The following is a 24,165-nucleotide window of genomic DNA, read 5'->3' as shown; positions in this document are numbered from 1 at the left end:
CCGTTATTTTTTCTAATATATGACAAATATATACCTGTCATAGTTAGTAGTCAATCCGTCATAGTTAAGTAGTCAATCCGTCATAGTTAGTAGTCAATCCGTCATAGTTAGTAGTCAATCCGTCATAGTTAAACGTTGAAACCTTTGATATATAATGCATACATTGGATTTAAAAGATTTAAAAGATTTAAAAATAATTAAAAAGCCGATTTTAAGAATTGCCCTATGTTTTCGCTATGCTCAAACTCTATTGAACTTCGCTTACGCTCAGTTCGAAGGGGCAATTTTTAAGTAAATACCAGATGTGACTCAAATATTGAAAAAGCAAAATCAAAAACAGGAATGGATTCGCTACGCTCATAAAGCTTTTTGCTCGCTATGCTCGTTCATAAAACCAAGATTCCGAATCGCAAAGCTCTAAAATAAAGGTGAATCATTAAATACCGCATTGTAATCAAGGAAAGAGCGACAAAAATTTGAATTGATGCTTGTTACTCGTAGACACTCGTTCTGTTCTTATCATTTAAATGGAAATAGGCTTCATTCGCTCTCATTTGCGTTTTTTACGCTGTTTTCCATATTTCCCTATAATTCCATGTCTTTTCATCAAATATGGCTTAAAACGCATTTAAAGAGGAATTATGGCGATCTAGATTTCATCGGTTTTCCAAAATATGGAAATCTTCAATTCTGGTCAGCAGATCAGAATGCACGCTTACACGTTTCTCTTTTTGAGAAACAAAATACTCTAACTTGATTCAAAAAAACCAAGCACTAACTTTATGTCAATTTAGTCAATGAACGGGGCTAAAAGCCGATACATATCGGCAAGATTTTTTTCACACACCACGCAGCTAAAGATAAAAGCTCAAAATCCACGATTTATAAGGGTTACAGACGATTAATTATGGTGAAGAATCTGATACCAAAAAATAGAAAGAAAAGTAGTTAAGTTATTGGTTTATATTTAAATTCAATGATACCGCTCATGATACCAACAAAAGGCACTTTTTACACATTAAGCTATTGTTTAATAAATAGTTTTATTGGTATCACTTGTATTGTTGGAATGATATCAACATTAGCTATTTTAATATTAATTATCAATATCTTAAGTGGTATCACAATATTTTCATAGTAAATGGATAAAAATTTTGTCACTTTTACCAGTCGTGTGGATACAAAAACTGGCAAGTGAATTGGCTATTTATGTGCTCCAGAAATGAGTTCTCAAAAAACGGTCATATTTTTAATAAATGTATGTTTTTAAAAAATTATAGTGAGAACTCACCATAGTTCTCATTTATGAAGATAAATACCATTCAAATTATTGAAAAATAAAAAAATAGATGAGTTCTCAAATTATTTTCGACAAAAGTTCTCAAAATTATCAATTTTTAACATTAAGCCCATGAAATTTATTTGAAAATGTGAGTTCTCAATAGGAATTTTTAATTATGAGCAACTTTATTGTCGATTCAGCCAACATTGTTTCTTTTCCTAGGCCATGTAGCTTATGTGAATCAATGGAAAATGTTCAAAAATTTGCAGGGCTGATGCTCTGTGAAAGCTGTCAGGATAATATTCGGATCACGAATTCTGGCATGTTTGGTTCCAATGAACAGATTGAACAAAAAACTCAGGATTAACCTGGGCTGCGTATAATAGAATTTATGTAAAATGAATGTTAGAAATGCTCTTAATCTGGGCATTTCGCATAAGGTGTATTATGTTAATTTTAGATATTCTTAATACAAAACGCCAAAAAGGGATCTCCGACAATCCTAGTAATGTCTAGTCTAATCTGGACAATAAATAGTTTGACGTACACCATTAGCATACCAACATACATCAACAGTTGGATTATCAGCATTATAATTTTTCCACGGTGTATTTTGACATAGACTTATATTTTTTTGCTTCGGCTCTTCAGCACATACATTGAAAAAAGGACAACAGCTATTCTTTAATTCGTTAGTATCTTTAAAACCACCATCTTTATCACTCTCTATATGTAGACCTATAAAGTGAAATGCTGCATGAAATTGTTGCCAATCTTCTAAATACTCTGACAACCCTATTACCACAAGTTGACTTTTAACCAATTCATCCTTAATAGAAGCATATGACAATGGAATTAATAATGCACAGCAACTATATTCCTTTAAAATTTCATCAAAATTTTTTAATTTTTCTTCAAGTAATTTTATTATATCAAACTCTATAAATGGATTTTTGTACCTAAGTATAAGGTTTTTTTTAATTATTTTGAAAAGTGATTTAATTGCCTTTCCTATTACATCATTTACTGGAAATTTTTCATTTATCCATTCTTCTACTTCCTCTAATCGTTTAATTAAATTATTATCTTTCAATATTTTTTCTGAAGTTTCTATTAAACATTTTTCTATACTTTTATTATTTTCTTTACAGCATTTAACTATTTTAATTATTTCAATTAACAACTCTATAGAATCCATTGCTTGTAATGATACAAGCATTATTCGTATACAATCATCTTCACTTAGATCTTGTATATAATAATTTAAAAGTAATTCAACCATTCTATAAGGTATTATTATAGGTGCGTCAAAAGTATCGAATTTACTTTGACTATTATCATTTTTTTGTAAAGATTCAACCAATTTTTTCTCTAATAAATAGGCTAAATTTTCGAAAATTTCAATAGGTCTTATCTCTACAGATCCTATGCATTCGGTTTTATTTTTTAATTTAATATCACAAACCAATGAATGAAGATAACTTTCTTCTGATATTTTCACTTTTTTTAAATTAACTTTTATTATCTCTAAATCTTCAAATTTATTTTTATTAATAAGAGCTCTAACTTGCTTAGAATTTACTTGTTCTCTTGAATGAGATAAAAGTGAATTAAACATTTTAATGCTATCTTTATATTCTAAATGTTCTAATGTTTTTCCATTTTTATTCACATTATGAAAGTAGAGCCAAAGTGAAGCAGTCGATGTAAATGCTGACATTCCAAAATTTGTCGATACATTATGAAAATAGTGTATCCATTCGTGAAAAAAAACACCCAAAAGAAATCTATTCTGAATTCCTTCAGTAGGAAGTTCAGAAAAATCATTATTAAGTTTAATTAGCATGAAATCTGGTTTATAGGAGTTTGACATAAATTATTTAATCCGAATCATGGATAAGAAATTCAGTTGAAAAAAAAGATGGCAAAGTCCATAAGTGAGTTACCACACGCGCTTATCAATCAGCCATCCTATGTTCAACGTTATTCTGCACAAAGGAAAGTAACTAAGTTAGTGAGTTACCATTGATCTATTTAACATAAAATCTCTTATTTGAAATTTAAAAACTGGAATTTTCCACTAAATAGCCATCCATTTAACATAATGGAGGTTATACGAAACCCAATTGAAATAATTCTGTAAGATCAACCGATTAGACTAAAACATAAAAACCCAAAATCGCTAAAAAGCCGATATAGAAACATGTCGGCTTTTTCTTGATCAAAAATGATAGTTTTTGCCTATAAAACAGATCAATATTTGATCGTATTTTCAGTTTTTTTAATTTTATCAACTGTCACACAACCGAAATAATCCACAATTTCTGCGGATAACATCGGGATCATTTTTAACCTGTTTTGTACGTATTTGCTCACACCAATTCAGGACCTTAACGGCTAGACCATCCCCGGCTAATTTTCTATCATGGGCACATAGAGAGCAGGATGCTCCGACAATAATAAAAATAAATCTGCATAAGGATCGTGAGGTACGACAGGAGTCAGACCTAAGCACCAAATATGTAAAAAAGCCCAACAGGATGTTGGGCTTTTTTATTTAAGTATCATTCTGAATCATCCTTTTTAGGATTTTTCTTATCTTGATTTTTTTTGTATCGCTTATCTGCTACAGTTTTTCTGTATTCCTTAAGAGACTTAGGATTATCAGAAATAAAGTTGTCCATACGTTTTTTCCCACCTTTGTACTTATCATCTTTACGCATTTCTTTTTTATTTACTCTCTTAGTTCCATTTTTAAGTGAATAAATGAAAGATGATCCTGCTGCAAGATTCTGATCCACATAAACAGGTGTAGCGACATTCGTGTAAAAGTAGTTACAGCCATATGCCATATTTTTTTCTAAAATTTCATTCGGAATAAAAATTAGATAACTTAATATTTTTTCTAAACCTACTTCCAAATGGGGAAGATCAAACTTATCACTTTTCCACGTTTTATCTACACTACAAAAATATCTAATTTTTTCTTTCGTTTGGCTTACTGGAATATTAAGTTTTTTACATTTTTCTTGTGTATATTCAATGAAATGCTTCTTAGAAATATTAAGAGTAATATCAGATATTGTATCTGATCCAATGCCTTCAATAACCAAAAGAAGTTCTTCAAGATCTTCTAAATCACCTGTTTCTACAGCCTTAGAATTTCTTAAGGCAGTGGTGATTTGCTGACATTTAACGTCATGGCTTCCTCGACCTTTATGTCCATTTTTAGCTAAACCGATACCTGTACCTTTTGGTTCTGAAAAACATTTTGGTTCCCATAAACTATTGATAGCTGTTGGATCTTGAATATAGTTTTTTAATCCAACTAATGTTTCTGACATAAAAAACCTTAGAGTTTCATGACCTAATTTCATATGTGCATTAGATGATCGTGACATAGCATAAGCATCTACGAATAAAGGAGTATCTTCATCTAAATTTATATTTAAAAAGTCACATTCCGGATTTGTATAATCAAGCTTGAAAGAGGAATATAAAGAATTCATAAATTTTGCTCAAAATAAAATCAAATCTATCATGATTTAGAATCTTTTTATTTAAAAATCAAAATACTACGCCAAGTCATGTCGTTCATTTAATACTCAAAATTGTTTTCCATTATTAATTAATATAAAATATAGACTATAATCTATATTATGGTTGTAATATGTGGACAGTCATTACAACGGATCTGTTTAACGGATGGTTTGAACAGCAAGATGAATCAACACAAGAGAAAGTCTTAGCTGCACTGGTTATTCTGCAACAGCAAGGACCAAGTTTAGGTCGTCCCTTAGTAGATACAGTCTACGACTCTAAATTTACCAATATGAAGGAACTGCGTGTTCAGCATCGAGGTAAACCGTTAAGGGCATTTTTTGCATTTGATCCACTACGACAAGCAATTGTGCTGTGTATTGGTGATAAGAGTAATAAAAAGCGTTTTTATACAGAGATGCTAGCAATTGCAGATGAGCAATATGCACTTCATCTCTCAACTTTAGGAGATCAATGAAATGGCTAAGACCCTACAAGAATTATTGGCTAGTCGCTCTCCTGAGAGCCAAGCTCGTATTCAACAAATGGCTGATGAGCTGTTGCTAGAAAATCAGCTTTACTTGATTCGTGAAGAATTAGAGATTTCTCAAAAAGAATTGGCTGAAACCCTTGGTATTAAACAACCTTCTCTTTCAGCCATTGAAAATCGTGGGAATGATCTGAAAATTTCAACCATGAAAAAGTATGTTGAAGCGATGGGAGGAAAACTCCGCATTGATGTAGAGCTTCCAACAGGAAAGCATATAGGATTCAATATTTAACAATAAAATGGGAGCTTTAAGCTCCCATTTTTGTGTGTGATTTCGCATAAGAGACTTTATGTTAAATACAGTTTTAGATGGCTTTGTTGCATAAGGATTTTTTAACCATATGATTTAAAAGAGTTTTATTTATTTTTAGTCTAAATTTAAGTTTATTAAAATCAACTACTTATATGTTTGTGCAACAAAGCCGATGAAGGTAAAAAATGCAGTAAATTATTGATAGGATATAAGCTATTTTATCATTTAATGAATGATGCTAGTTCTATGTAGAAATTACTAATTCCGCTCTTAGTGCAACTAATCGAAAGTATCAGAATCTAAAAATTAAGATCACTACAGACGAATATCAACTGTACCTCGAATAATAAAAATGCCCAACATCCTGATTCCCCCCCCCGAAAGTTGGATTTTTTATATTGCATTTATTTTTTAGATCAAGTTTGGATGTGCGTCTAGAATGTGTATTAAAGTCACTAGCTGGGCTAGTGATTCCAGTTTTGTAATTTTACCTACTTGTTGAAAAATCGATAAACTTTTCTTTGAAGATATCTTGATTTAACAAAATGGATACTAGGTTTGGGCTAGTATCCATTTTTAAATATTAAAATACTTTCATAAATCTTAGGTTGATACGATTATCTTCTTTAAAGCCATTTTTAACTTTAAGATCACGACCATAATTCAAAATGACTTGTGTCGTTGGTGTTGGAGAAAGACCTGTTCCTACCCAAAATTTACTTTGCTTGGTTGAATCAGTGGTCACACCATTTTGCTTGGTATCACCAACATCACTATAAGACAGGCCTGCACGTAAATCAGCAATTTCATTTAAACGATAGCGTCCATTTGTTTGTAGTTGGAAGCCTAAATCCTGCTTTAGGTCACCTCCACCAGCTATATCATCATTTTTGCCATAAAGAGTAAAATCACCAGCTGTATCCCAGCTTATACGATCGGTTAGCTTTGTTGTATAAGCCCCTTGTAGCGTAAACTTCACTCGATTCTCACCTATGTTTAATCCTTCATCTTTTGAATATTTCCCTGTAGGTAAATATAAATAAGGTGTGATACCAAATGTAGATTTAGTCTCTTGATCGTGATAAACAAAAAAAGTATTTGCTAGAATAATATCGCCTAATCCACTATTGCTTCCTAGTGCTGAAATATCTTTACCTGCATCTAAGCGACCAAATGGAATTAGGATTTGTGGAGCAATATGTAAACCAGCAACATCCATGTAATGTACATAACGAGCAATACCTATATCCGATTTTAATTCAACCTGATCTGATACTTTATCACTGCCTGTATATAATGAATCTCTGGATGCATGCTGATAATAAAGCATAGCTAAATTAGTTCCATTAGGTGCGTAATCATAATCTCCCGCATCAAGATCTACAGCATATGTATTTTGGAGACAAAAAAGTCCTAAAATGCTTGTAGCTAAAGCACGTATTTTTTTCATCAGATGTATTCCTTGTCTAACACCGTAATAACGATGTGACTAACTTAATAAAATTTTATAGCTCATCTTCTCTAAAACTAGTTTTAGGGTAAGTATATGATATTTAGTGATTAAGAGTATTTACGGCTTTTTCAAATGCCAGAAATCCGTTATATGCAGTTGAATCCATGAAGGGAAGCGTTTGGGTTGCCCAATAGCCACCAATATTATTTTTGATATCAATCCAATAATATAAATTTGCTAAACCACACCAACCAATTGTTCCAGCAGGACGACCTGACGCAGTCGCTTCTTCATTTATCATAAATCCAAGTGTCCAAGCCTTTTTAGCCTCAGGATAAAGATTTACATCATTCGATAAAGCTGGAATTACACCTGGTAAATTTTTTATCGCAATATCTGCAAGTCCATTATTGAGTGCTAATTCAATGGTACTTTCTTGAAGTAAACGTTGACCATTTACCTCGCCACGGTTTAACCAAAGACGAATAAATTTTAGATAGTCGCTAACCGTTGAGTAAAGTCCATGTCCTCCCATATGCACTTCAGGATCTTGCGGTAAAATAAAATCTGTATCAGCAATTAGACTTCCATCTGCTTGTCGATGATGCATCGTTACACGATGTTCTTGCATAGAGGGAGTTAATGTAAAGGCAGTATCATTCATACCCAAAGGTTGAAAAATTTGTTCCTGCATTAATTGCCCTAAACGCTTCCCACCGACTGCTTCTGTGACCAATCCAGCCCAATCAATATTTGAGCCATATTCCCATTGTGTACCTGGTTCAAACAGTAAAGGTGTTTTTAAGGACGCTTTTGATGCAGTAATAATGCTTGGATAACCATGTTCAGAAGTGAGCTTCTGATAATCATGATTAAAAAAATCGTACCCCATTCCAGCTGTGTGCAATAACAACATTCGGGTGGTCACATCTACTTCTGGGTTTTTAAGGATCGGTTGACCTTGCGAATCAAAACCATGAAGTACTTGCAGGTTGCCAATTTCAGGCAGATATTCTTTGGCAGGAGCATCCAGATCAAGCAAACCCTTTTCATACTGTTGTAAAGCAACTGTTGTTGTGATTGCTTTCGTTGTTGAAAAAATTGCGAATACACTATCGTCTGTGATTGGAGTCTGTGTAGAAATATCGCGCTTCCCTGCATGATTTAAATACAAAGTTTCATCTTTATTGGTTACACCAGCTACGACACCTGCAACTGGGCGACTACCTTTTACAACCTGATCCAATATAGGATTAAGGATTTGCTGTAATTGTTGTTTCATTATGAAACACTCCATTCCATTTGAGTTATTACTAGAAGATGTCAACTGACAACATCTTTAGTCTAGAAAGAAGTATTCCTACAGCTCTACCGTAAACAAGTAATTCCTATCGAAAAATAGCAATTATTATGTAGTATGGATTTATTTTTTTAAAGTTTGTGATGGTAATTCACCATATTTTTGATAATAGTTGCGGGCAAAATCCCCTAAATTAAGATAGCCACACGCAATAGCAATTTCTGTGACTGTTTGTCCTGGTAATGCTTTGAGTAATTCCTGTCTGACTAATGTCATACGCATATCACGTATTGCTTTAGCTGGACTACACTGCTTATATTTATTAAAACCATTTGATAAGCTTCGAATACTGATGCCAACAGTTTGTGATATATCTGAAAGTGTTGGACTCATACGTAAATTTTCACGCATATATTGTTCAGCACGTTCTATATATTTTGGAGTTATTAAGGTATTTTGACTTAAATCTATATTTGCTCTACTTGACCACTCATTGAGAATATGCAAGCCAATCATTTGTTGTAAATGTTCCCCAGCTTTATTTTTTAATTGAGATAATGGTATTTCTGCAATACTTTTACTTAGATATGTAAGTAATGCTAACCAACTTGAGTGCTTACCTCCGAAAAAAGTTTTCAACTGCCACATTTCAATCGGAGCTTCATGTCCATAATTTTCGATTACTAAGCGAGCGATAACATCATGGGGAATAGTTAAGTTTAGTTGCAAATGTTGTGGATCAAAAGATACAGCATAATCATCAGTACGACTGCAATCTACAATAAAAGATTCACCAATTCTTGTTGTTTGCCAATTTTTTGAATCAATTGCATGCTTACCTTGTCCTGCTATTGTGGTAAGTAAAACAATATTACCTTTATCCTGATCCCATTTATCAAGAGAAACAGGAATACCATACTTGAAACGTGTCACAATCATGTCTGCTACAGATACTGAGTGCATACTTGAATCTGGAATTAGTCCTTTACCTTCTGGTCGTGCATTATATGGTAGATAAACTTTATCAGACCAGCTCTTGATTTCATCCCAATCAGTAGATATATTTTTATGCCTTTGAGGAATCGGCTCTCCTCGAAAATTTTGAAGTAAACTATCTTCTAACATCACAACAACTCCATGTTATGAAAAGCACAACTCTTTTACATTATATGTAGACTATTATTCTACATATTATTCTTAATTAATTAATATATCTAAAATTAACATAATACACCTGATGCGAAATCAAAAATGGAGCGTTAAGCTCCAATTTTTACAGATTATTTTAAAAATTTAAGAATTTTGAACTGTAAGTTTTAAGCCTAAAGCATTCACTACACGATTGATCGTATCAAAACGAGGTGCTGAGTCATGACGAAGTGCTTTGTAGAGAGCTTCACGGCCAATGCCAGCTTCTTTAGCAATTTGGGTCATACCTCTAGCTTTAGCAATGACACCAAGGGCATGAGCTAATTCAGCTGGATCATTATCTTCAAGAACCATATTGAGATACATCACGATATCTTCTTCAGTTTTGAGTGACTCAGCCATATCAAAACTTGGTAAATCAGCGACTTTAACCATTTTAATCCTCCAATGTTTTCGATAGTTTGACTGCACGATCAATGTCTTGTTGCTGAGTCGATTTATCTCCGTCACCATGTTGGATGTAATACATTCTCCATCCAGCACCGAAGAATTCTCTCATTTCCCAAACGCCATCTTGGAGAGGTTTAATGTCTCCCCAGTTTCCACGTTGAACCTTATCTAATCGGCGATTCAATCGGATACGGGTCATATTGTCTTTAATGCCATCCAACCATTCATCAAATTCAGTCAGACGTTTAATTTCAATCATGAGGATTCCTTCTCTTCTCACTATATTGTATTCGATCGAATACAATATGCAAGTAATCTATACGGACATTCATTAATTTCGTATAACCTCCATTATGTTAAATCACGGCTTAGACTCATTTAAAATTAGCTCTTTGATCTTAGTTGCTTTTTCAAAATGATCTAATTTATGTTTCATTATCCACCAATTAGCAGCTTCCATTAGTAGTTCTGGATTATCATTCTTATTGTTAAAAAAAGCATAAAAAGATAAATCTACCTCACTTCCTTCGTTATTAATTTTTTCATCACACTGATGAATAAATAATTCTTTTAATTCTTGTCTCAGACTATGCTGCTCGAATATTTCGGAAGAATCGGCTTGTCTTTCCAATTTCTCTTTTAAATATTTTGATGTATTTTCTAGACTTGGATAAATAGTACGAAGATTTACTTTTAATAAATCTAATTCGTTAAGTAAATTTCTTTTGAATGCAGATTTAATCTTGATTCGTTCAATTTTAAATATATCATTTCCTTCTTCAGGCAACTTACCATCTAAGCCAAAGATTAGAAAAGACCCAGCTTGAGCAATAATTCTATCTTGAGTTAATCTTCCTTTTACACAGATTACTTTTTCGATATCTTCTACTTGAACTTTCGGTTCAAAATATGGCTTTTCTTGTCTAATATAATGAATATATCTTGAGTAGGTAACATCTGTATCATAATCACCGTTATCCAAGATGTCTTTTTTTGTACTGATAAGATCACGTATATTATCTTTTTGTTCCTCTGTTAGCTTTGCAAGATTCGTTAAACAAGAAACAGAATCTGAATCAAAATACTTTATTTCAGATTTTTTTATAGAAAATATAATAACTTCTCCATCAATATCTATCTCATTTCCTTTATCATCTTTTTTAATTTCACAAGCAAAATATAGAGCAGCTAAAGGATTACTAGAGATATCTAGAAGTCGAGTTGGGAATGAATAATGTTGCATGTGGGTAAGAATATCAAAACATCTACTTTCATTACCAAATGATTTTGGTTCAGTTGTCAGTAGATCCATAAATGAATTTCGTTCAGAGTTCAGATAAATTAAACCTTTATCTTTATATTGTCTGAATAGGCTTGGTTGTAGAAAATATCTGTCTGCATCACTATGACCTCTAAAGAATAACTCTTGGTCTTCTAATGCGTTTGAATTAATTAAGCTAATACATTTAATGTATTCATCCACAGTCGAGACAGGTTGTTTACAAGCTTCTTGAGTGTCTAACGTTACCTGCATCTCATGGCCGACTGATACAGTTGCTTGCAGTTCAATAAACTGTGGTAGTGGGGACTTATAATTAGGAAATAATTCTATATAACTTGGATTATTAAAAGAGTTGAAGTTTGAATTTTTACTTGATATATCAAATATATCACCTGTTTTTAATGACCAATGGTTTCTGTATTCTTCTAATCCTTCAAACTTTAAAGCTTCCTTAATACTATTTAGATTTGAATCGAAATTCTTATATTTTTCTTTTTTAGTTTCTCTTGTATCCTCGTCAGTAAACTCAATATCCTCTTTAAGCATGATTGGTATAGATTCTAATTTTGTAAAATTAATGACTATATTCTGTTCAGGTTGCTGATATATAATACTTTTAATTTGAGCTAGAGTAATTTCTTTTTCAAATCTTTCAATGGTAATTAAAGCAGGATATTCCTTAAGCAGGTTTAACTTTTCTTCAGATATTATTTTAAAGAAAATTCGAATATCTTCATTTGTATATTCTAAAAATCGACTAGTGGGGATATTAATTTGATATTCGTCCCCAACTGATTCGATTTGAATACCAGTACTGACTTGTAATATGTGAAAATAGCTCATTTAAAATATAATCTCAGGAAACTAAAAAATTGTTTATTTGAGATTTTTATATCATGAAATCAATTAAGTAACGAAAAATTTAACCAATCAACTTTTCATAAATTTAAGTTTTTCTAAAATTAACATAATACAGCTTATGCGAAATCAGTCTTTTAATTTGTTTTAAATCATAGCTTTATCTTAGTTCAAAAAACCCAATCTCACCAGATTGGTTTTTTTTATAGATTGTTCACGTTCCACGCCTATTCTTTAATCAATCTCCCAAATCTTTAAGTAGCACAGCTTAACCATTCGGCAAGAAAAACCGGCTCAAAAAGCCCCTTTTCGGTGGTTCAGGCTCGACATGCTCCGGTACTGGAATGCACTTACTTTCTTTTTGGCTATCAGTAGTCAATCCGTCATGTTTCGGTTCTGGTGTGTCCAGTTTGGAATCTACTTTGCCCATACTGGGTTGTACCGGTTCTTGATCGGTAAACGTAGTTATATTGGTTTGTGGGGGCTTCATCTCAATGAGTGTAAGTAGCGTATCGATACGAGCATTTGCTTTACTTTCTCTATCTTCTGCTTTTTCTAATTGTTTCTTTAAAAAATCGATCTGATTCTTGAGTTCTACAACTGTATTATCACTGTATTCATGTGTATTTGTATTTTGTATTGGAGACGTATTAATACGTTTCGAGTATTTTTCGCTAAAAGGCTCACCATAGACACGAAGTAATTCCGAAAAGTCGATAGAACCATCATAGTCACGACTTAACACTCCATTTTTTATATCTTTGTAAAGTGTAGCTCTAGATTTTTTATACAGTGTTGCTGCATCACTAACACTGTATTTTGTACTTGTTTTCATAGTGTATTGCTTTGTATTTATGATACGTATTGGAGAATACAGTAATTGTATTTTCTAATAGACTCAAGGTTTAAAGCCTAAGTTTTTTAAATAAGGTAAAAGTTGCTTTTGTTGTTTTTTATCTCTCAACATGTCTTTAATTTTGGAGGCTAATATTTCATAACTTTCGCCTTCAAGTGCTAAGTGAGAAAGTTCATGCAGACGAGATAGTTGATTTCCAAACATATTGATTTGAGCATCTGTTAGCTTATAAAACTCCTTTGGTATATCTGTACTCTGATAACTAACACTTTTAACCTTCTCTTTAAAAAAAAATAGAATGTGAGTAACTTTACGGCCTGTCTTTTTCTGTTCATAAGTTACTTTTAAAGGGCTATATTCATTTATTTGATCGACAGCAGTATCAATTACTCGTTTCTTGAAGTCGGCAAATAGTGGGTATTTTTTACCGAGTTCTAGCATTGTCCTTAAACTCTCAACAGAGATTTCACGTTTACCAATTTGTCTATATTGCACCAATAGCTCGTAGATACGGATACCATATCCACTGTTGATTCCAGCGATGTCGGATAGAGCATATTTAGTAAACTCTCTGCTTAAATTAGATATGAAAGGCAGGATTGGTTTTGAAAAACGAATGCCAATGACACTTTGACTATCTAAAAACTGAATCTCTTGTACCCATCTCATTTTGATAGATTTATCATCGACACTAAGGTTAATTGACCTTTCATAAAGTCTATTAATTCCTTCTTTTAAATCTCTGTATGCTGTTTTCTCATGTACTCCTAAGAGTTGTAATTCATTAACACTTACAGGATATAACTCATCATCTGTGATGGGTTGGCTCTTTGGAATACGTGAAATTGCTGCTAAGACGATACGTTGTTCTACAGCACTTAATTGATATGATGCTTCAATAACTTGATTTGATTTTACAACTTGATTCTTATCCAAAATGGAACCGTTATTTTTTCTAATATATGACAAATATATACCTGTCATAGTTAGTAGTCAATCCGTCATAGTTAAGTAGTCAATCCGTCATAGTTAGTAGTCAATCCGTCATAGTTAGTAGTCAATCCGTCATAGTTAAACGTTGAAACCTTTGATATATAATGCATACATTGGATTTAAAAGATTTAAAAGATTTAAAAATAATTAAAAAGCCGATTTTAAGAATTGCCCTATGTTTTCGCTACGCTCAAACTCTATTGAACTTCGCTAAAGCTCAGTTCGTAGGGGCAATTTTTTGGCTAATCTCGTTGTGACTTTAAAAAAGCAAAAGCAACTCGGAATTCGCTTCGCTCATAAGTTTTTATGCTCGCTTCGCTCGTCTAGCGTCAAATTACATTAGTTCGCACCCATTCGGGATGCTCTGTACTTAAGTTTTAAAATCATAAGGAAGCTTGTAATCAGGGACAAACAAAGCCGAATTTTAGTTGTGTTAGCTCGTAGACACTCGCTTAATAAGAGAATATCTAAAGTCAATAAAGAAGATCTTTGGGAATGGCCTATCGGCATGTTATTTAGGAACTCTTAATTAGTCGAAACGTAGTGCCGAGGAGACGTGCCGAAAGGTGTCTTAAATTCACGGTAACGCAACCGCTACGCTATCCTCTGAAACCTGCGCTATCGCTTGTTTTCAGCCCGAAAGGGTTCGGGACGGATTTGCTAAAACGCTAGGGCGTTTTTACCTCTTACGGAGTCCCCGTCGGTGCGCTGTCGCGCACGACCACCCCCTTACTGAAAAGTATTGAGCTTCATTTGCTACGCAATGAACTCAACGGACTTTTTTAACAGTAAGAGGGTGGTCGTGCACTGCGTTTCGACGGGGATGGGCTAGCCCCCCACTTCAGGTCAGGCGTTGGGACGCCTTAAAAAATGGGTGCGCTTCGCTTCCATTTTTTCCCTTTTGTGGCTCCCCCCTTGTCCTCTCCGCTGGGGCTTCGAGGATGCTTCACTTTCGTTCGCCCCCCTTCGGGGCAACCACGTAGCAGATTTAGGAATGAAACTTAAAAAATGATTATTTTTTGTTCAGTTGGATATATTTTTTTCAGAATTTTACGTTTCAGAACTATGAAATATTATTTTTTTAAATCAAGTACAAATGGAAAATCATATTATAAAACATTGACCGAAAATTGAAATAGTTTTAATAAAATCAATAATTTATATTTGTTTTTTTACCTTGAAAAAGTAACTAAAAATATGCAATGGTACTTTGATATTTTATTTGAGATGAGTAGATATGCGGTTTTGGTTCTTAGTGGCTGTAGCTTTTACAATTTTAATTTTTTCTTCGGATATAGCATTTTTTATAGCTAGTTTTTTCGCAAATAAATTTCATTATTTATTGGCTCTTACCATAGGGATACTCGCCTTTATTTCATTAAGCTTGAAATCCAGCGTAAGAGAAAAAGCATTCGTTTTAAAGCTTTCTTCATACTCATTTTTTTTTGTTTAAGTGTCTTTCTAATTTTATGGGTTATTGCTTATTTACTTGGAAAAGTTAGTAGTGATGATCTGTGGAAGTCTATGGTTTTTAGCATAAGTGGCTTTGTAATGTCTGTATATATGGATCGACTATTGATACCAAATTTTGAAAAATTATTAAAAATTAGTACTCAAAAAGCAGGTACACAACGAGATTTAAAAACTGATATTAGAGATATCCAAAGTAATTTCAAATCAGTTCTTCAATATGATCCTCAAAAGTTTTTTTTTCCTGAAAAATGGTTTTTTGGTTTAGATACGAAAGGAAATCCAATTTATTTCTGTATGAAAAAGCTACTTCATACGCAAATTACAGGTGCATCGGGTTTTGGTAAAAGTGTTTTACTAGGGTTATTGGCTTTCCAAGCAATCCTAAAACGTGAAGCAACTATTATTTTTGATCCTAAACAAGGTGGGGATGAGTGGCTTCCGCATATTTGTTATAAAGCAGCTCAAGTATCAAATATACCTTACTTCTTTGTGGACCTTCGTAGGAGTTCAGCTCAGTTAAATCTTTTTAATGGAATGACCAGTAATCAAATTATTAATTTATTGATCGTTGGACTCCTTTTAGATGAACGTGGAGATGCTGCTGATTATTATCGTGCCAAAAGCAGAAAAATGGCGCGGTTTGTTGGAAAAAATTATCAGAATGGTATGACTCTGAAAGAAATCAGCGATACATACGATGAATACTTCCGAAAAAATGAAGCAGATGGTTTTGCTGATGCTTTACAGGAGCTTGCTGAAGTTGAATCTGTTAATGCGCGTGAAGGAATTTCTCTAAAAGATGCAATGGATCAGGGATACGTCATCTATGTTGCAGGGGATTGGGAGGATCCTAAACACATTACAATTCAAAGGATGTTACTTGCTCGAATCGTGCAAATTGCGAGTGAAAGAGATAATACCTTAGAAACTCCAAAACAAGTTTGTGTAATTCTTGATGAACTATCTTTTCAAATTTCTAAAATCTTTGGTGATGCACTCAAAGTTATTAGAGATAAAGGTCTGCATTTCATTCTTGCGCATCAAAGTATTAAAGATTTGATTAATGTTCCTGACAATATGGATGCTCAAGCATTTGCTGGTTCTGTTGTAGCGAACTGTCCTCTGAAATTTACGTATCGTGCTGTTGATAATGAAACGGCTCAATATTTTGCAGAATTTTCAGGTGAAGTTTTAGTTGATGATGAATCCCGAAATATTGAAAAAACATTGAGTTTGACTGATCGAGTAACAGGCGAAAAGCAGATTAGGCAAACTGAGAGAAATCTGATTGATCTCAATATGATGCTATCCCTTCCTCGTGGTACAGGGGTGTTGTTTGGAAATGGGGTAGCTCAAATCTCTACGATTTGCCCAATTGAAGTTGAAAAAACAGTTGAAGCCAAGACAGTGAAAGGCTGTGAACAGCCTATTACTTGTGAAAATTTAGACCAAACCTCCCTTTTAATTTTTGAAAAATTGGGGTGAATTTTGTCGAATTTAATTAACTCCAAAGTAGAACGAGATCGAATTAGGGCAGAGAAGCAAAGCAAGATTCTATCGTTTCTATTGGAAGAGCGTTTCAGTACCTCTGCTGTATTGGCGTTGCTTTTAGACATGACACCGAATGGGGTGCAGAGAATCTTACTCAAACTAGAAAAAAATGAACTCATTAAGGCACATACCGTTGATTTTGAATTGAGTGCTTGGAACCTCAAAATTTGGGGTTTAACACCTACAGGAGCATTGCTGGCCAGTGATTTAGATGAGGATCTAAAATTCTTCGAGGTCGGACGTATAAAACCAGTCACCATTGCGCATAGTTTAGCGTTACAGCGCGTTAAGGTGGTTGCATTAAGGTTTGAGTGGGAGCAATGGGAAAGTAGCTCTAGGATGCTAAAAAAAGCCAATGAGAGCCGTTCAACATGGGTTCAGGTGCCAGATGCAGTTGCACGATCTCCGAAAGGGCGAAAAATTGCTGTTGAGTTAGAACGGTCAGCTAAAACGCCTAAACGTTATGTCGATATTTTGGCTAACTATGCCGAAATGATTTCAATGGGTGTCATTGATGAAGTGATTTATGTGTGTCCTGAACAGTTAACTCCGCGAATGGAAAGGCTATTTCATCGAATTGAGAAAATCATTTTTAAAGGACAAGTGATCCCAACACCTACAGGTTTATTAGAGCGTTTTTATTTCATTTCATATGAGGAATGGGATGTTAGAGCAAAGGAATTTTAAAGTTTCCTATAGCTTTGTACGAGAAGATTGAAATAAACATTAAGGAGGAAAATAATGTTGAGTTTATTAAAAAAATTAGTTGCTGAAAAAACACCTGTATTAACTGAAAAGCAAAAGTTTGAAGCTGAAAATGGTATTAGCCATGATTTTAGTTTTATTTGTCAGGGTTTCATCGTTGATGCATTTAGCCATCACTTAAGTTTTTACAGTAATGGGAAAGTTGGTAGTTTTGATGATTTGAAAAATATGATTCTTTATAAAGATGAAATTATTCAAGCAACAGAACAAGCGATTTTGGATAATGAGACTGGGGAAACAGGTGTAAATAATGACGATAAAACAGCACTAATAAATGCTCGTAACTTCCTCAAAATTTTTACAACTGTGATTGATTACAACGTGAAGTTTAATCTCAATGCTCTTCAATAATATGATTTGAATGCTTAATTTATATAAGGCCGTCCGCAATAGTTCTTGCGGACATTTCTATTTGGGGCTTACAACTGAATTTCGTATAAGAGATTTTATGTTAAATAACGTTATTTAAATTTCTATTAAATAACTGTCTAATCGTATGCTTAATTTAAAGAGAGCGTATAGATTTAATGTTACATACACAAATTGTTCCCTTATTGCAGAGACAAGGTCTTATCGGTTCATCAGTCACATTTGCTTTTACCTTTTTAGGTGTAAATGTTGAAATCTCAAATAAAGATGTAATAGGTGGTTTATTAGAAGATTGGTTTGGTAATTGGATGACAGCAAATAATATTGGATGGAATCGTCCTGCCAATCGTCAAAAATGGCCAGATTTTATTTTAGCGAATGGGAAAGATCTAGAATTTAAATCATTTGATGGTACAGCTGCTCCAAATTTCGATTTGGCAAATTTTAACACTTATATCCGTAGTCTTTTAACAGAACCTGAACGATTGGATACTGATCATATTATTGTTGAATATAGTTTAGCCTCTGGTGGTGTAGTAACAATTACTAATTTTTGGGTGAAAAAAATTTGGGAGATGACAGGGCCATCTGCTAAAAATATTCTCAACTTACAAGTTAAAGATGGTGTTGTCACAAATATTAGACCTAAGAATTGGAGGTCTAGTAGAGCAGGAATGACCTTTTTTACAAATAGAAGGGATTTTGTTATTGCCTTAGATCAAGCTCTAACTAAATTTCGTCCTCAGACGTATCCGAACTGGTTTACAACAGTTGAGCAAGAGTATTTATTAAAAACAGGACAGGTTCTGTAATTAGATGAATGCTAGGTAGTTATACTATTTTTTATTAATTATCAGATTAAGGTAGCTATCAGGGATGGTGAATTTTTTATTTAATCTCTGTTAGCAATCTTATAGGTTTAATCTTAAAGATTTTTAATTATTTGATTTAATATCTATATTTTGTTGTAAGATTCCTATTACTTTTATTTTAGATAAATATCAATATGTTATATCATGAAGAAGCATCTGAAATTTTTAATGAACTACAGTCAGTTAAACACACTTTAGTTGGTAGTACTAAATTTCAATTAGGGAATATTTCTCTTCAAATTGAAGGGAAAGATGGTATCGGTGGATTAATAGAAGAATGGTTTGGCTGTTGGGCTGAACAAAATAATTTTAATATTAGAAACCCTAAGAAAGATGGAAGTAGTCAAGAATTTCCTGATTATTATGTTTGGAACGATAATGATCGAGTGGAATCACTATTAGAAGTAAAAACTTATGATGCCAATGCTTCTGCTAATTTCGACATTGCTAATTTTCAGTCATATTGCGCATCAGTTGCTGAGAATCCATTTAGATTGGATGCAGACTATTTAATTTTTGCATATAAAATGAATCGTGGTGAATTAAGTATTCATGATATTTTTTTGAAAAAAATATGGGAAATAACTTGTCCATCTGAAAGATGGCCTTTGAAAACGCAAATGAAAAGACAAGTTATTTATAACATTCGCCCTTCAGCGTTTTACTCAACTCGTGGTAGATATCAATCATTTCTTTCTAAAGATGAATTCATAGAGGCACTCTTCTCAACGGAAGAAGAATACTTAAATGAATCCCCTTCATTTAACAGAACCAGATATGACAAAAATACAGAAAATTAAATTAGTTCTAGTTGATGATTTTTTTCCAAATCATTATTAATATGATTTGGAAACGTTTCTAGCAGTCTTGTCGCTACGGCTTTGACAACAGGAACAGCAACTGTATTACCAAAAAGATCAAATACTTCTTTAGGCTTTACATTTAAAATGTAATTATCAGGGAATCCAAATAGGCGTTTTTGTTCAATCTCTGTTAGTAATCTTAGACCATTCCCGTCAGGTACAACAATTCGATCTAAATCTGTAGCTACAAGAGTTGGTGCTATAGATTTAGGGTTTAAAACCTTATTAATCTCATAGCTTAACTTACCAGCCACAATATTGTAGCCCTTTTCTACATCTTCTCTATACTCACGTTTTTGCTTTTTAATGCCTTGGTCATCGAAATATGTCACTACATCTTTAGGATGTTCTAATTTCAAGTATTTCTTTTGACAGAGATCATCCAACATTTCTTGAAGGTTAGGATGCTCATAGAATGTTTTGATCTCATCAAGTGTTAAAGGCATGCCATCCATCCATTGGATACCTTTTAATTCTGCCCATTTTTTATTTCTTCGAGCACGCATAACTTTACCAAGAAGTTCTCTTTGATCTTTTGATACTGAACCTTTTAGCTCAATATCCCAACTATGAATGTTATTAGAACCACCACGTTTATCTTTGACTGATTTTCCATATAAGTCTTCAATTGAATAATGACTTAATAGCAAATCAATTAGTTTTCCTTGTAACAGTAGTTTTCCTTTTTCTAGCACTGTATCTAATGTATTAATTTGAGGTATGAAACTCTCTAGACTTACAGCTGAATCAAGGGTTCCAGTAATGTAAATACGTTTTCTTGCTTGAGGAACACCAAAATAACTAGCATCAAATACTTTCCAAGAGACGAAATATCCAAGGTTTCTAAGTGATTGTAGAATGATAGTAAGGGTTTGTCCCATTTCATCAGTCTTATTTAACAGATCGTGTTTTACTAAACCTTCAACATTTTCAAGGATAAATCCTCTAGGCTTTTTTTCTTTAAGTATTCTTTCAACTTCAAAGAACATAGTTCCTCTCGTATCAAGAAAACCTTGCCGTTTTCCAGCATTACTAAATGCTTGGCATGGGAAACCTGCAAGTAATACATCAAAATCAGGAATTTCTGAGCTATCAATTTGAGTGATGTCTCCAGCTACATCCTCATCGTTATAGTTATCTTTATAGACTTGGATTGCATAAGGCTTGATTTCTGAACTAAAAACACAAATTGGGTGTTTTTTCTGTTCTAACACAGCTTGTTCAAAGCCTAATCGGAATCCGCCCATGCCTGCGAATAAGTCGATAAATTTAATAGACTGCATATTTACAACATCAGGTTTTACTTAATTGGTAATGGTATCAATTAATTCTAAGAGGTTCCACTACTTTTTAACTTTATCTAAAATTAACATAATACACCTTATACGAAATGCTTTCCTTTATTTCATATAAATCATAGCTTTATCGTATATCAAAAAGCCCAATCCTCACCGATTGGGCTTTTTAAATGATTATTCACGTTCCACGCTTATTATTTGATCAATGTTCCACAGTTTTAATTAGCTCACTTTAAAAATGAGAGTTCAGTACAGTAACGCTCTTAAGCTAAAAATATGCTATATTGTAACTCAATTGAGTTACATAACATTAAGGTGAAGATATGACTTCTCAAACCTCAATGCTGCACGTTAGAATTGATGATGATACCAAGCTTCAAGCGCAGCAAGCTTTAAAATCAATGGGTATGTCTGTTTCTGACGCTGTACGAATCTTTTTAACCCGTGTTGTTGCAGAACAAGCAATCCCTTTTGAGGTTCGCGTACCGAATGCACAGACTGTTGCTGCTATGAATGAAGCAGATGAACTGATCCAAGCTAAAAAAGCCCGTTTTGAAACTGTAGAAGACTTGTTTAATGACCTCGAAAAAAACAGCTAAATCTAAACGTGCCGTTTTACCTCGATCATCGGACTACACCAAAGAGTTTTTAGCAGATTGGCAACGGCTTTCTCGCAGTGGTCGCTATGACATGGGTAAACTGAAGGAAGTCATGATGCTTTTAATCGCCAATGATGAACCTTTAGGGGCAGAATGGTTAGACCATGTCTTAAATGGTAATCAATGGGAAAACTGTCGTGAATTGCATGTTGGTGGCGATTTTCTATTGATCTATCGCATTGAATCCCTGTCTAAGTTCGATATGATTGTTTTTGTCCGAGTAGGAACACACAGCGAATTATTCTAACCCCCAAAAACTAGCCATTTGGTAAGAAGAATCTACTCCAGAATCCTCGTTTTTCAGGTTCTTCTTCTATTATTTTATTTATTTGAATATTACTTTGTTTATTTTGTGTTTTGACACTGTTTGAACTGTCTTTTTTACTGTTTAATTCTGTATAGTCTTGCTGTTCAATTGAGCTGTTTTGAACTGTCGGTTGTTGTTCAATATTTTCTTTTTTGGTGTTGGGTGTATAACCTAAAATAAGTTTTAATTCTTTTATTTCTTCTCTTAAACTACTAATTTCATTGAAAAGTCTATCTTCTCTTTGTTCTGCTTTAAGTCGAGCATTTTCAGACATTTCTAACATTTTTTTGTACAGTTCAATGCTGTCTAATCCTGTTTGAATTGAACTATTTTGAACTGTCGGCTGCTGTTCAATTTGAACAGCTTTATCAGTTTTAGCTTCACCATATAGAACAATCATATCAACCATATCAATGACTTTTTGACCTTGTTCATTGAGCGTGGCTGATAGTATTCCTTTAGATACTTTGTCATATAAAGCACCACGAGAAAGTCCATAAAGGTTTGCCATTTTACTAATTGTTAGCTTTGCCATAATTACGCCAAATAAGACATTAAATTGAGTTTGAATTATTTATTTTAGGATTAAATCCTAGATTTTTTAAATGAGGTAAAAACAGTTTTTGCTTCTCTGGATCTCTCAACATCTCTTTAATTCGAGATGCAAGGGCTTCATAGTTTTCATTACCTACCGCCAAATGACTTAAATCATGAAGTTCCGCTAATTGATTGCCAAACATATTGATTTGAGAATCGCTCATTTTATAGAAGTTTTGTTGACTTGATACGTTATTATTTAAGACTGGAATAGCTTTTAATGTTGATTTCTGCTTAAGTTTAAATTGAAGATCAGTAATAATACGACCTTTTTTAAATTGATCATAACTAACTGTTATATCTGTATTTTTATTTATATCTAAAATAGCTTTTTCAAGTACATTAGTTTTAAAATTAGACATTGTGGCGTATTCATTTACTCCTACACCTAACTTAGCTCTAATATCATCAATATTATACTTTTCAGTTTTTCCGGTACTTAACCATTTGATTAATAACTCATATAATCTTATGCTATATTTGCTTTTAAAATCAGATACTTGTTCCAAATGGTACTTAGTAAATTGTTCACTTAGTCGGCTAATTAAACTGATAACTTCATTGCTTAGATATAAAACAATTAAACCACTTGTATCGACATAAGTAACTTTATTCACCCAATTTGCAGTGGTATATGCTTCTTTTCCTTTATATCTATCTAAATAGCTGAATTCTCGTCTTTTTAATGTTCTAGCAGCATCTTTGATTAAGCTATAACTATTGTTACTTTCTACCTTAAATTGATGAACATAGTCACTCACCGCAATTTCTATTGCAGTATTTGGTGTTAGATCATGGATTTCTCTAGCCTCAACAATAGCTAAAAGCATAAGACGCTGTTCTATTAATGAAAGATTAAAAGAAGCATCTATTAAGGCATTATCTTTAACGACTAATTTATTATTGCTCATTTAACCAGCTTTTTAATTTATTTAACTAGGTTATAGACTGACTATTTTAAATAGTCAACATATAATCTATTCAAATACCCCTTAAACCTAGTTTTATGACCCCTTAAACCTAGTTTTATGACCCCTTAAACCTAGTTTTATGACCCCTTAAACCTAGCTTAATAGGTCTTGAAACTCCTTCATAATAAGGCTTTCAGCCTGTCTAAAAGCATTTAAAAGCATTAAAAATAATTAAAAGCCCAGAGCATGAAAAATTGCCCTATGTTTTCGCTACGCTCAAACTCTATTGAACTTCGCTAAAGCTCAGTTCGTAGGGGCAATTTTTTGGCTAATCTCGTTGTGACTTTAAAAAAGCAAAAGCAACTCGGAATTCGCTTCGCTCATAAGTTTTTATGCTCGCTTCGCTCGTCTAGCGTCAAATTACATTAGTTCGCACCCATTCGGGATGCTCTGTACTTAAGTTTTAAAATCATAAGGAAGCTTGTAATCAGGGACAAACAAAGCCGAATTTTAGTTGTGTTAGCTCGTAGACAC

At 33.2% G+C, this 24,165-nt stretch carries 23 protein-coding genes and 2 pseudogenes; 11 read left to right on the top strand and 14 right to left on the bottom strand.

What is annotated here, in order from left to right; genetic code table 11:
- Window positions 1-1,457: 1,457 nt before the first annotated feature.
- Window positions 1,458-1,649 (top strand): hypothetical protein, encoded by a 192-nt coding sequence (locus B9T24_RS15865; RefSeq protein WP_171264929.1) that lies wholly within the window; start codon window positions 1,458-1,460, stop codon window positions 1,647-1,649.
- A 150-nt stretch (window positions 1,650-1,799) separates the two neighbouring features.
- Here the strand turns inward: B9T24_RS15865 and B9T24_RS15860 are convergent, their stop codons facing one another.
- Complete coding sequence (locus tag B9T24_RS15860) at window positions 1,800-3,155, bottom strand: hypothetical protein (RefSeq protein ID WP_086166680.1); 1,356 nt, start codon at window positions 3,153-3,155, stop codon at window positions 1,800-1,802.
- Between the two features lie 691 nt (window positions 3,156-3,846).
- Complete coding sequence (locus B9T24_RS15855) at window positions 3,847-4,791, bottom strand: hypothetical protein (RefSeq protein ID WP_086166679.1); 945 nt, start codon at window positions 4,789-4,791, stop codon at window positions 3,847-3,849.
- 161 nt (window positions 4,792-4,952) lie between these two features.
- Here B9T24_RS15855 and B9T24_RS15850 point away from each other — a divergent pair, with 161 nt between their 5' ends.
- From B9T24_RS15850 to B9T24_RS17250, 3 genes and pseudogenes are all read left to right on the top strand, one after another.
- Window positions 4,953-5,300, top strand: coding sequence for a type II toxin-antitoxin system RelE/ParE family toxin (locus tag B9T24_RS15850; protein WP_086166678.1), 348 nt, complete (start codon window positions 4,953-4,955; stop codon window positions 5,298-5,300).
- A 1-nt stretch (window position 5,301) separates the two neighbouring features.
- On the top strand, window positions 5,302-5,604 hold the full coding sequence (locus B9T24_RS15845) for a helix-turn-helix domain-containing protein (protein WP_086166677.1): 303 nt from the start codon (window positions 5,302-5,304) through the stop codon (window positions 5,602-5,604).
- Window positions 5,605-5,775: 171 nt separating this feature from the next.
- Window positions 5,776-5,972 (top strand): annotated as a pseudogene (locus B9T24_RS17250) (hypothetical protein).
- A 236-nt stretch (window positions 5,973-6,208) separates the two neighbouring features.
- On the opposite strand, the gene B9T24_RS15835 reads toward B9T24_RS17250, so the two are convergent.
- The 9 genes and pseudogenes from B9T24_RS15835 to repM (B9T24_RS15795) all read right to left on the bottom strand — a co-directional run bounded on the left by B9T24_RS15835 (window position 6,209) and on the right by repM (B9T24_RS15795) (window position 13,957).
- Window positions 6,209-7,075 carry a transporter gene (locus B9T24_RS15835; protein ID WP_086166676.1) on the bottom strand — a complete coding sequence of 289 codons (867 nt, stop codon included), beginning with the start codon at window positions 7,073-7,075 and terminating at the stop codon, window positions 6,209-6,211.
- A 103-nt stretch (window positions 7,076-7,178) separates the two neighbouring features.
- Window positions 7,179-8,360, bottom strand: a complete 1,182-nt coding sequence (locus B9T24_RS15830) for a serine hydrolase domain-containing protein (protein WP_086166675.1) — start codon at window positions 8,358-8,360, stop codon at window positions 7,179-7,181.
- Between the two features lie 141 nt (window positions 8,361-8,501).
- Window positions 8,502-9,503, bottom strand: a complete 1,002-nt coding sequence (locus B9T24_RS15825; protein ID WP_086166674.1) for a helix-turn-helix domain-containing protein — start codon at window positions 9,501-9,503, stop codon at window positions 8,502-8,504.
- Between the two features lie 168 nt (window positions 9,504-9,671).
- Window positions 9,672-9,962 carry an addiction module antidote protein gene (locus B9T24_RS15820; RefSeq protein ID WP_086166673.1) on the bottom strand — a complete coding sequence of 97 codons (291 nt, stop codon included), beginning with the start codon at window positions 9,960-9,962 and terminating at the stop codon, window positions 9,672-9,674.
- A gap of 1 nt (window position 9,963) precedes the next feature.
- On the bottom strand, window positions 9,964-10,236 hold the full coding sequence (locus tag B9T24_RS15815; protein WP_086166672.1) for a type II toxin-antitoxin system RelE/ParE family toxin: 273 nt from the start codon (window positions 10,234-10,236) through the stop codon (window positions 9,964-9,966).
- Between the two features lie 102 nt (window positions 10,237-10,338).
- Window positions 10,339-10,563: a DUF6500 family protein gene (locus tag B9T24_RS15810; RefSeq protein ID WP_086166683.1), complete on the bottom strand. Its 225-nt coding sequence runs from the start codon at window positions 10,561-10,563 to the stop codon at window positions 10,339-10,341.
- A gap of 624 nt (window positions 10,564-11,187) precedes the next feature.
- Window positions 11,188-11,511 (bottom strand): annotated as a pseudogene (locus tag B9T24_RS17245) (FRG domain-containing protein); the annotation flags it as partial.
- Window positions 11,512-12,385: 874 nt separating this feature from the next.
- The gene (locus B9T24_RS15800) at window positions 12,386-12,952 is read right to left on the bottom strand and encodes a plasmid replication DNA-binding protein (protein ID WP_086166671.1); all 567 of its coding nucleotides are present in this window, start codon (window positions 12,950-12,952) and stop codon (window positions 12,386-12,388) included.
- A 63-nt stretch (window positions 12,953-13,015) separates the two neighbouring features.
- Window positions 13,016-13,957, bottom strand: coding sequence for a replication initiation protein RepM (gene repM, locus B9T24_RS15795; RefSeq protein ID WP_416224366.1), 942 nt, complete (start codon window positions 13,955-13,957; stop codon window positions 13,016-13,018).
- Between the two features lie 1,560 nt (window positions 13,958-15,517).
- Between repM (B9T24_RS15795) and B9T24_RS15785 the strand changes: the two genes are divergently transcribed.
- The 5 genes from B9T24_RS15785 to B9T24_RS15765 all read left to right on the top strand — a co-directional run bounded on the left by B9T24_RS15785 (window position 15,518) and on the right by B9T24_RS15765 (window position 19,796).
- A complete protein-coding gene (locus tag B9T24_RS15785) occupies window positions 15,518-16,924 on the top strand; it encodes a type IV secretory system conjugative DNA transfer family protein (protein ID WP_171264928.1) in 1,407 nt (468 codons plus the stop codon).
- A 3-nt stretch (window positions 16,925-16,927) separates the two neighbouring features.
- Window positions 16,928-17,677, top strand: a complete 750-nt coding sequence (gene mobC, locus B9T24_RS15780; RefSeq protein WP_171264927.1) for a MobC family replication-relaxation protein — start codon at window positions 16,928-16,930, stop codon at window positions 17,675-17,677.
- A 54-nt stretch (window positions 17,678-17,731) separates the two neighbouring features.
- Window positions 17,732-18,106 (top strand): hypothetical protein, encoded by a 375-nt coding sequence (locus B9T24_RS15775; protein WP_086166668.1) that lies wholly within the window; start codon window positions 17,732-17,734, stop codon window positions 18,104-18,106.
- Between the two features lie 176 nt (window positions 18,107-18,282).
- Window positions 18,283-18,936 carry an NgoBV family restriction endonuclease gene (locus tag B9T24_RS15770; RefSeq protein WP_086166667.1) on the top strand — a complete coding sequence of 218 codons (654 nt, stop codon included), beginning with the start codon at window positions 18,283-18,285 and terminating at the stop codon, window positions 18,934-18,936.
- A 194-nt stretch (window positions 18,937-19,130) separates the two neighbouring features.
- Window positions 19,131-19,796: an NgoBV family restriction endonuclease gene (locus B9T24_RS15765; protein ID WP_086166666.1), complete on the top strand. Its 666-nt coding sequence runs from the start codon at window positions 19,131-19,133 to the stop codon at window positions 19,794-19,796.
- On the opposite strand, the gene dcm is transcribed toward B9T24_RS15765, so the two are convergent.
- Window positions 19,793-21,142, bottom strand: a complete 1,350-nt coding sequence (gene dcm, locus B9T24_RS15760; protein ID WP_086166665.1) for a DNA (cytosine-5-)-methyltransferase — start codon at window positions 21,140-21,142, stop codon at window positions 19,793-19,795. The genes B9T24_RS15765 and dcm overlap by 4 nt on opposite strands.
- A gap of 338 nt (window positions 21,143-21,480) precedes the next feature.
- On the opposite strand from dcm, the gene B9T24_RS15755 reads away from it, so the two are divergent.
- Both B9T24_RS15755 and B9T24_RS15750 read left to right on the top strand, forming a co-directional pair.
- Window positions 21,481-21,756 carry a type II toxin-antitoxin system RelB/DinJ family antitoxin gene (locus tag B9T24_RS15755; protein ID WP_086166664.1) on the top strand — a complete coding sequence of 92 codons (276 nt, stop codon included), beginning with the start codon at window positions 21,481-21,483 and terminating at the stop codon, window positions 21,754-21,756.
- Window positions 21,734-22,063 (top strand): type II toxin-antitoxin system YafQ family toxin, encoded by a 330-nt coding sequence (locus B9T24_RS15750; RefSeq protein ID WP_086166663.1) that lies wholly within the window; start codon window positions 21,734-21,736, stop codon window positions 22,061-22,063. Before B9T24_RS15755 ends, B9T24_RS15750 begins: the two co-directional genes overlap by 23 nt.
- A 10-nt stretch (window positions 22,064-22,073) precedes the next feature.
- Here the strand turns inward: B9T24_RS15750 and B9T24_RS15745 are convergent, their stop codons facing one another.
- Window positions 22,074-22,658 (bottom strand): plasmid replication DNA-binding protein, encoded by a 585-nt coding sequence (locus tag B9T24_RS15745; RefSeq protein WP_086166662.1) that lies wholly within the window; start codon window positions 22,656-22,658, stop codon window positions 22,074-22,076.
- Window positions 22,659-22,677: 19 nt separating this feature from the next.
- A complete protein-coding gene (gene repM / locus B9T24_RS15740; RefSeq protein ID WP_086166661.1) occupies window positions 22,678-23,631 on the bottom strand; it encodes a replication initiation protein RepM in 954 nt (317 codons plus the stop codon).
- Window positions 23,632-24,165: the final 534 nt, after the last annotated feature.

The sequence above is a fragment of the Acinetobacter sp. ANC 4654 genome, assembly GCF_002135425.1.
GTDB classification, from domain to species: Bacteria; Pseudomonadota; Gammaproteobacteria; order Pseudomonadales; family Moraxellaceae; genus Acinetobacter; species Acinetobacter kyonggiensis.
This window is presented reverse-complemented; position numbering and strand designations above follow the sequence as displayed.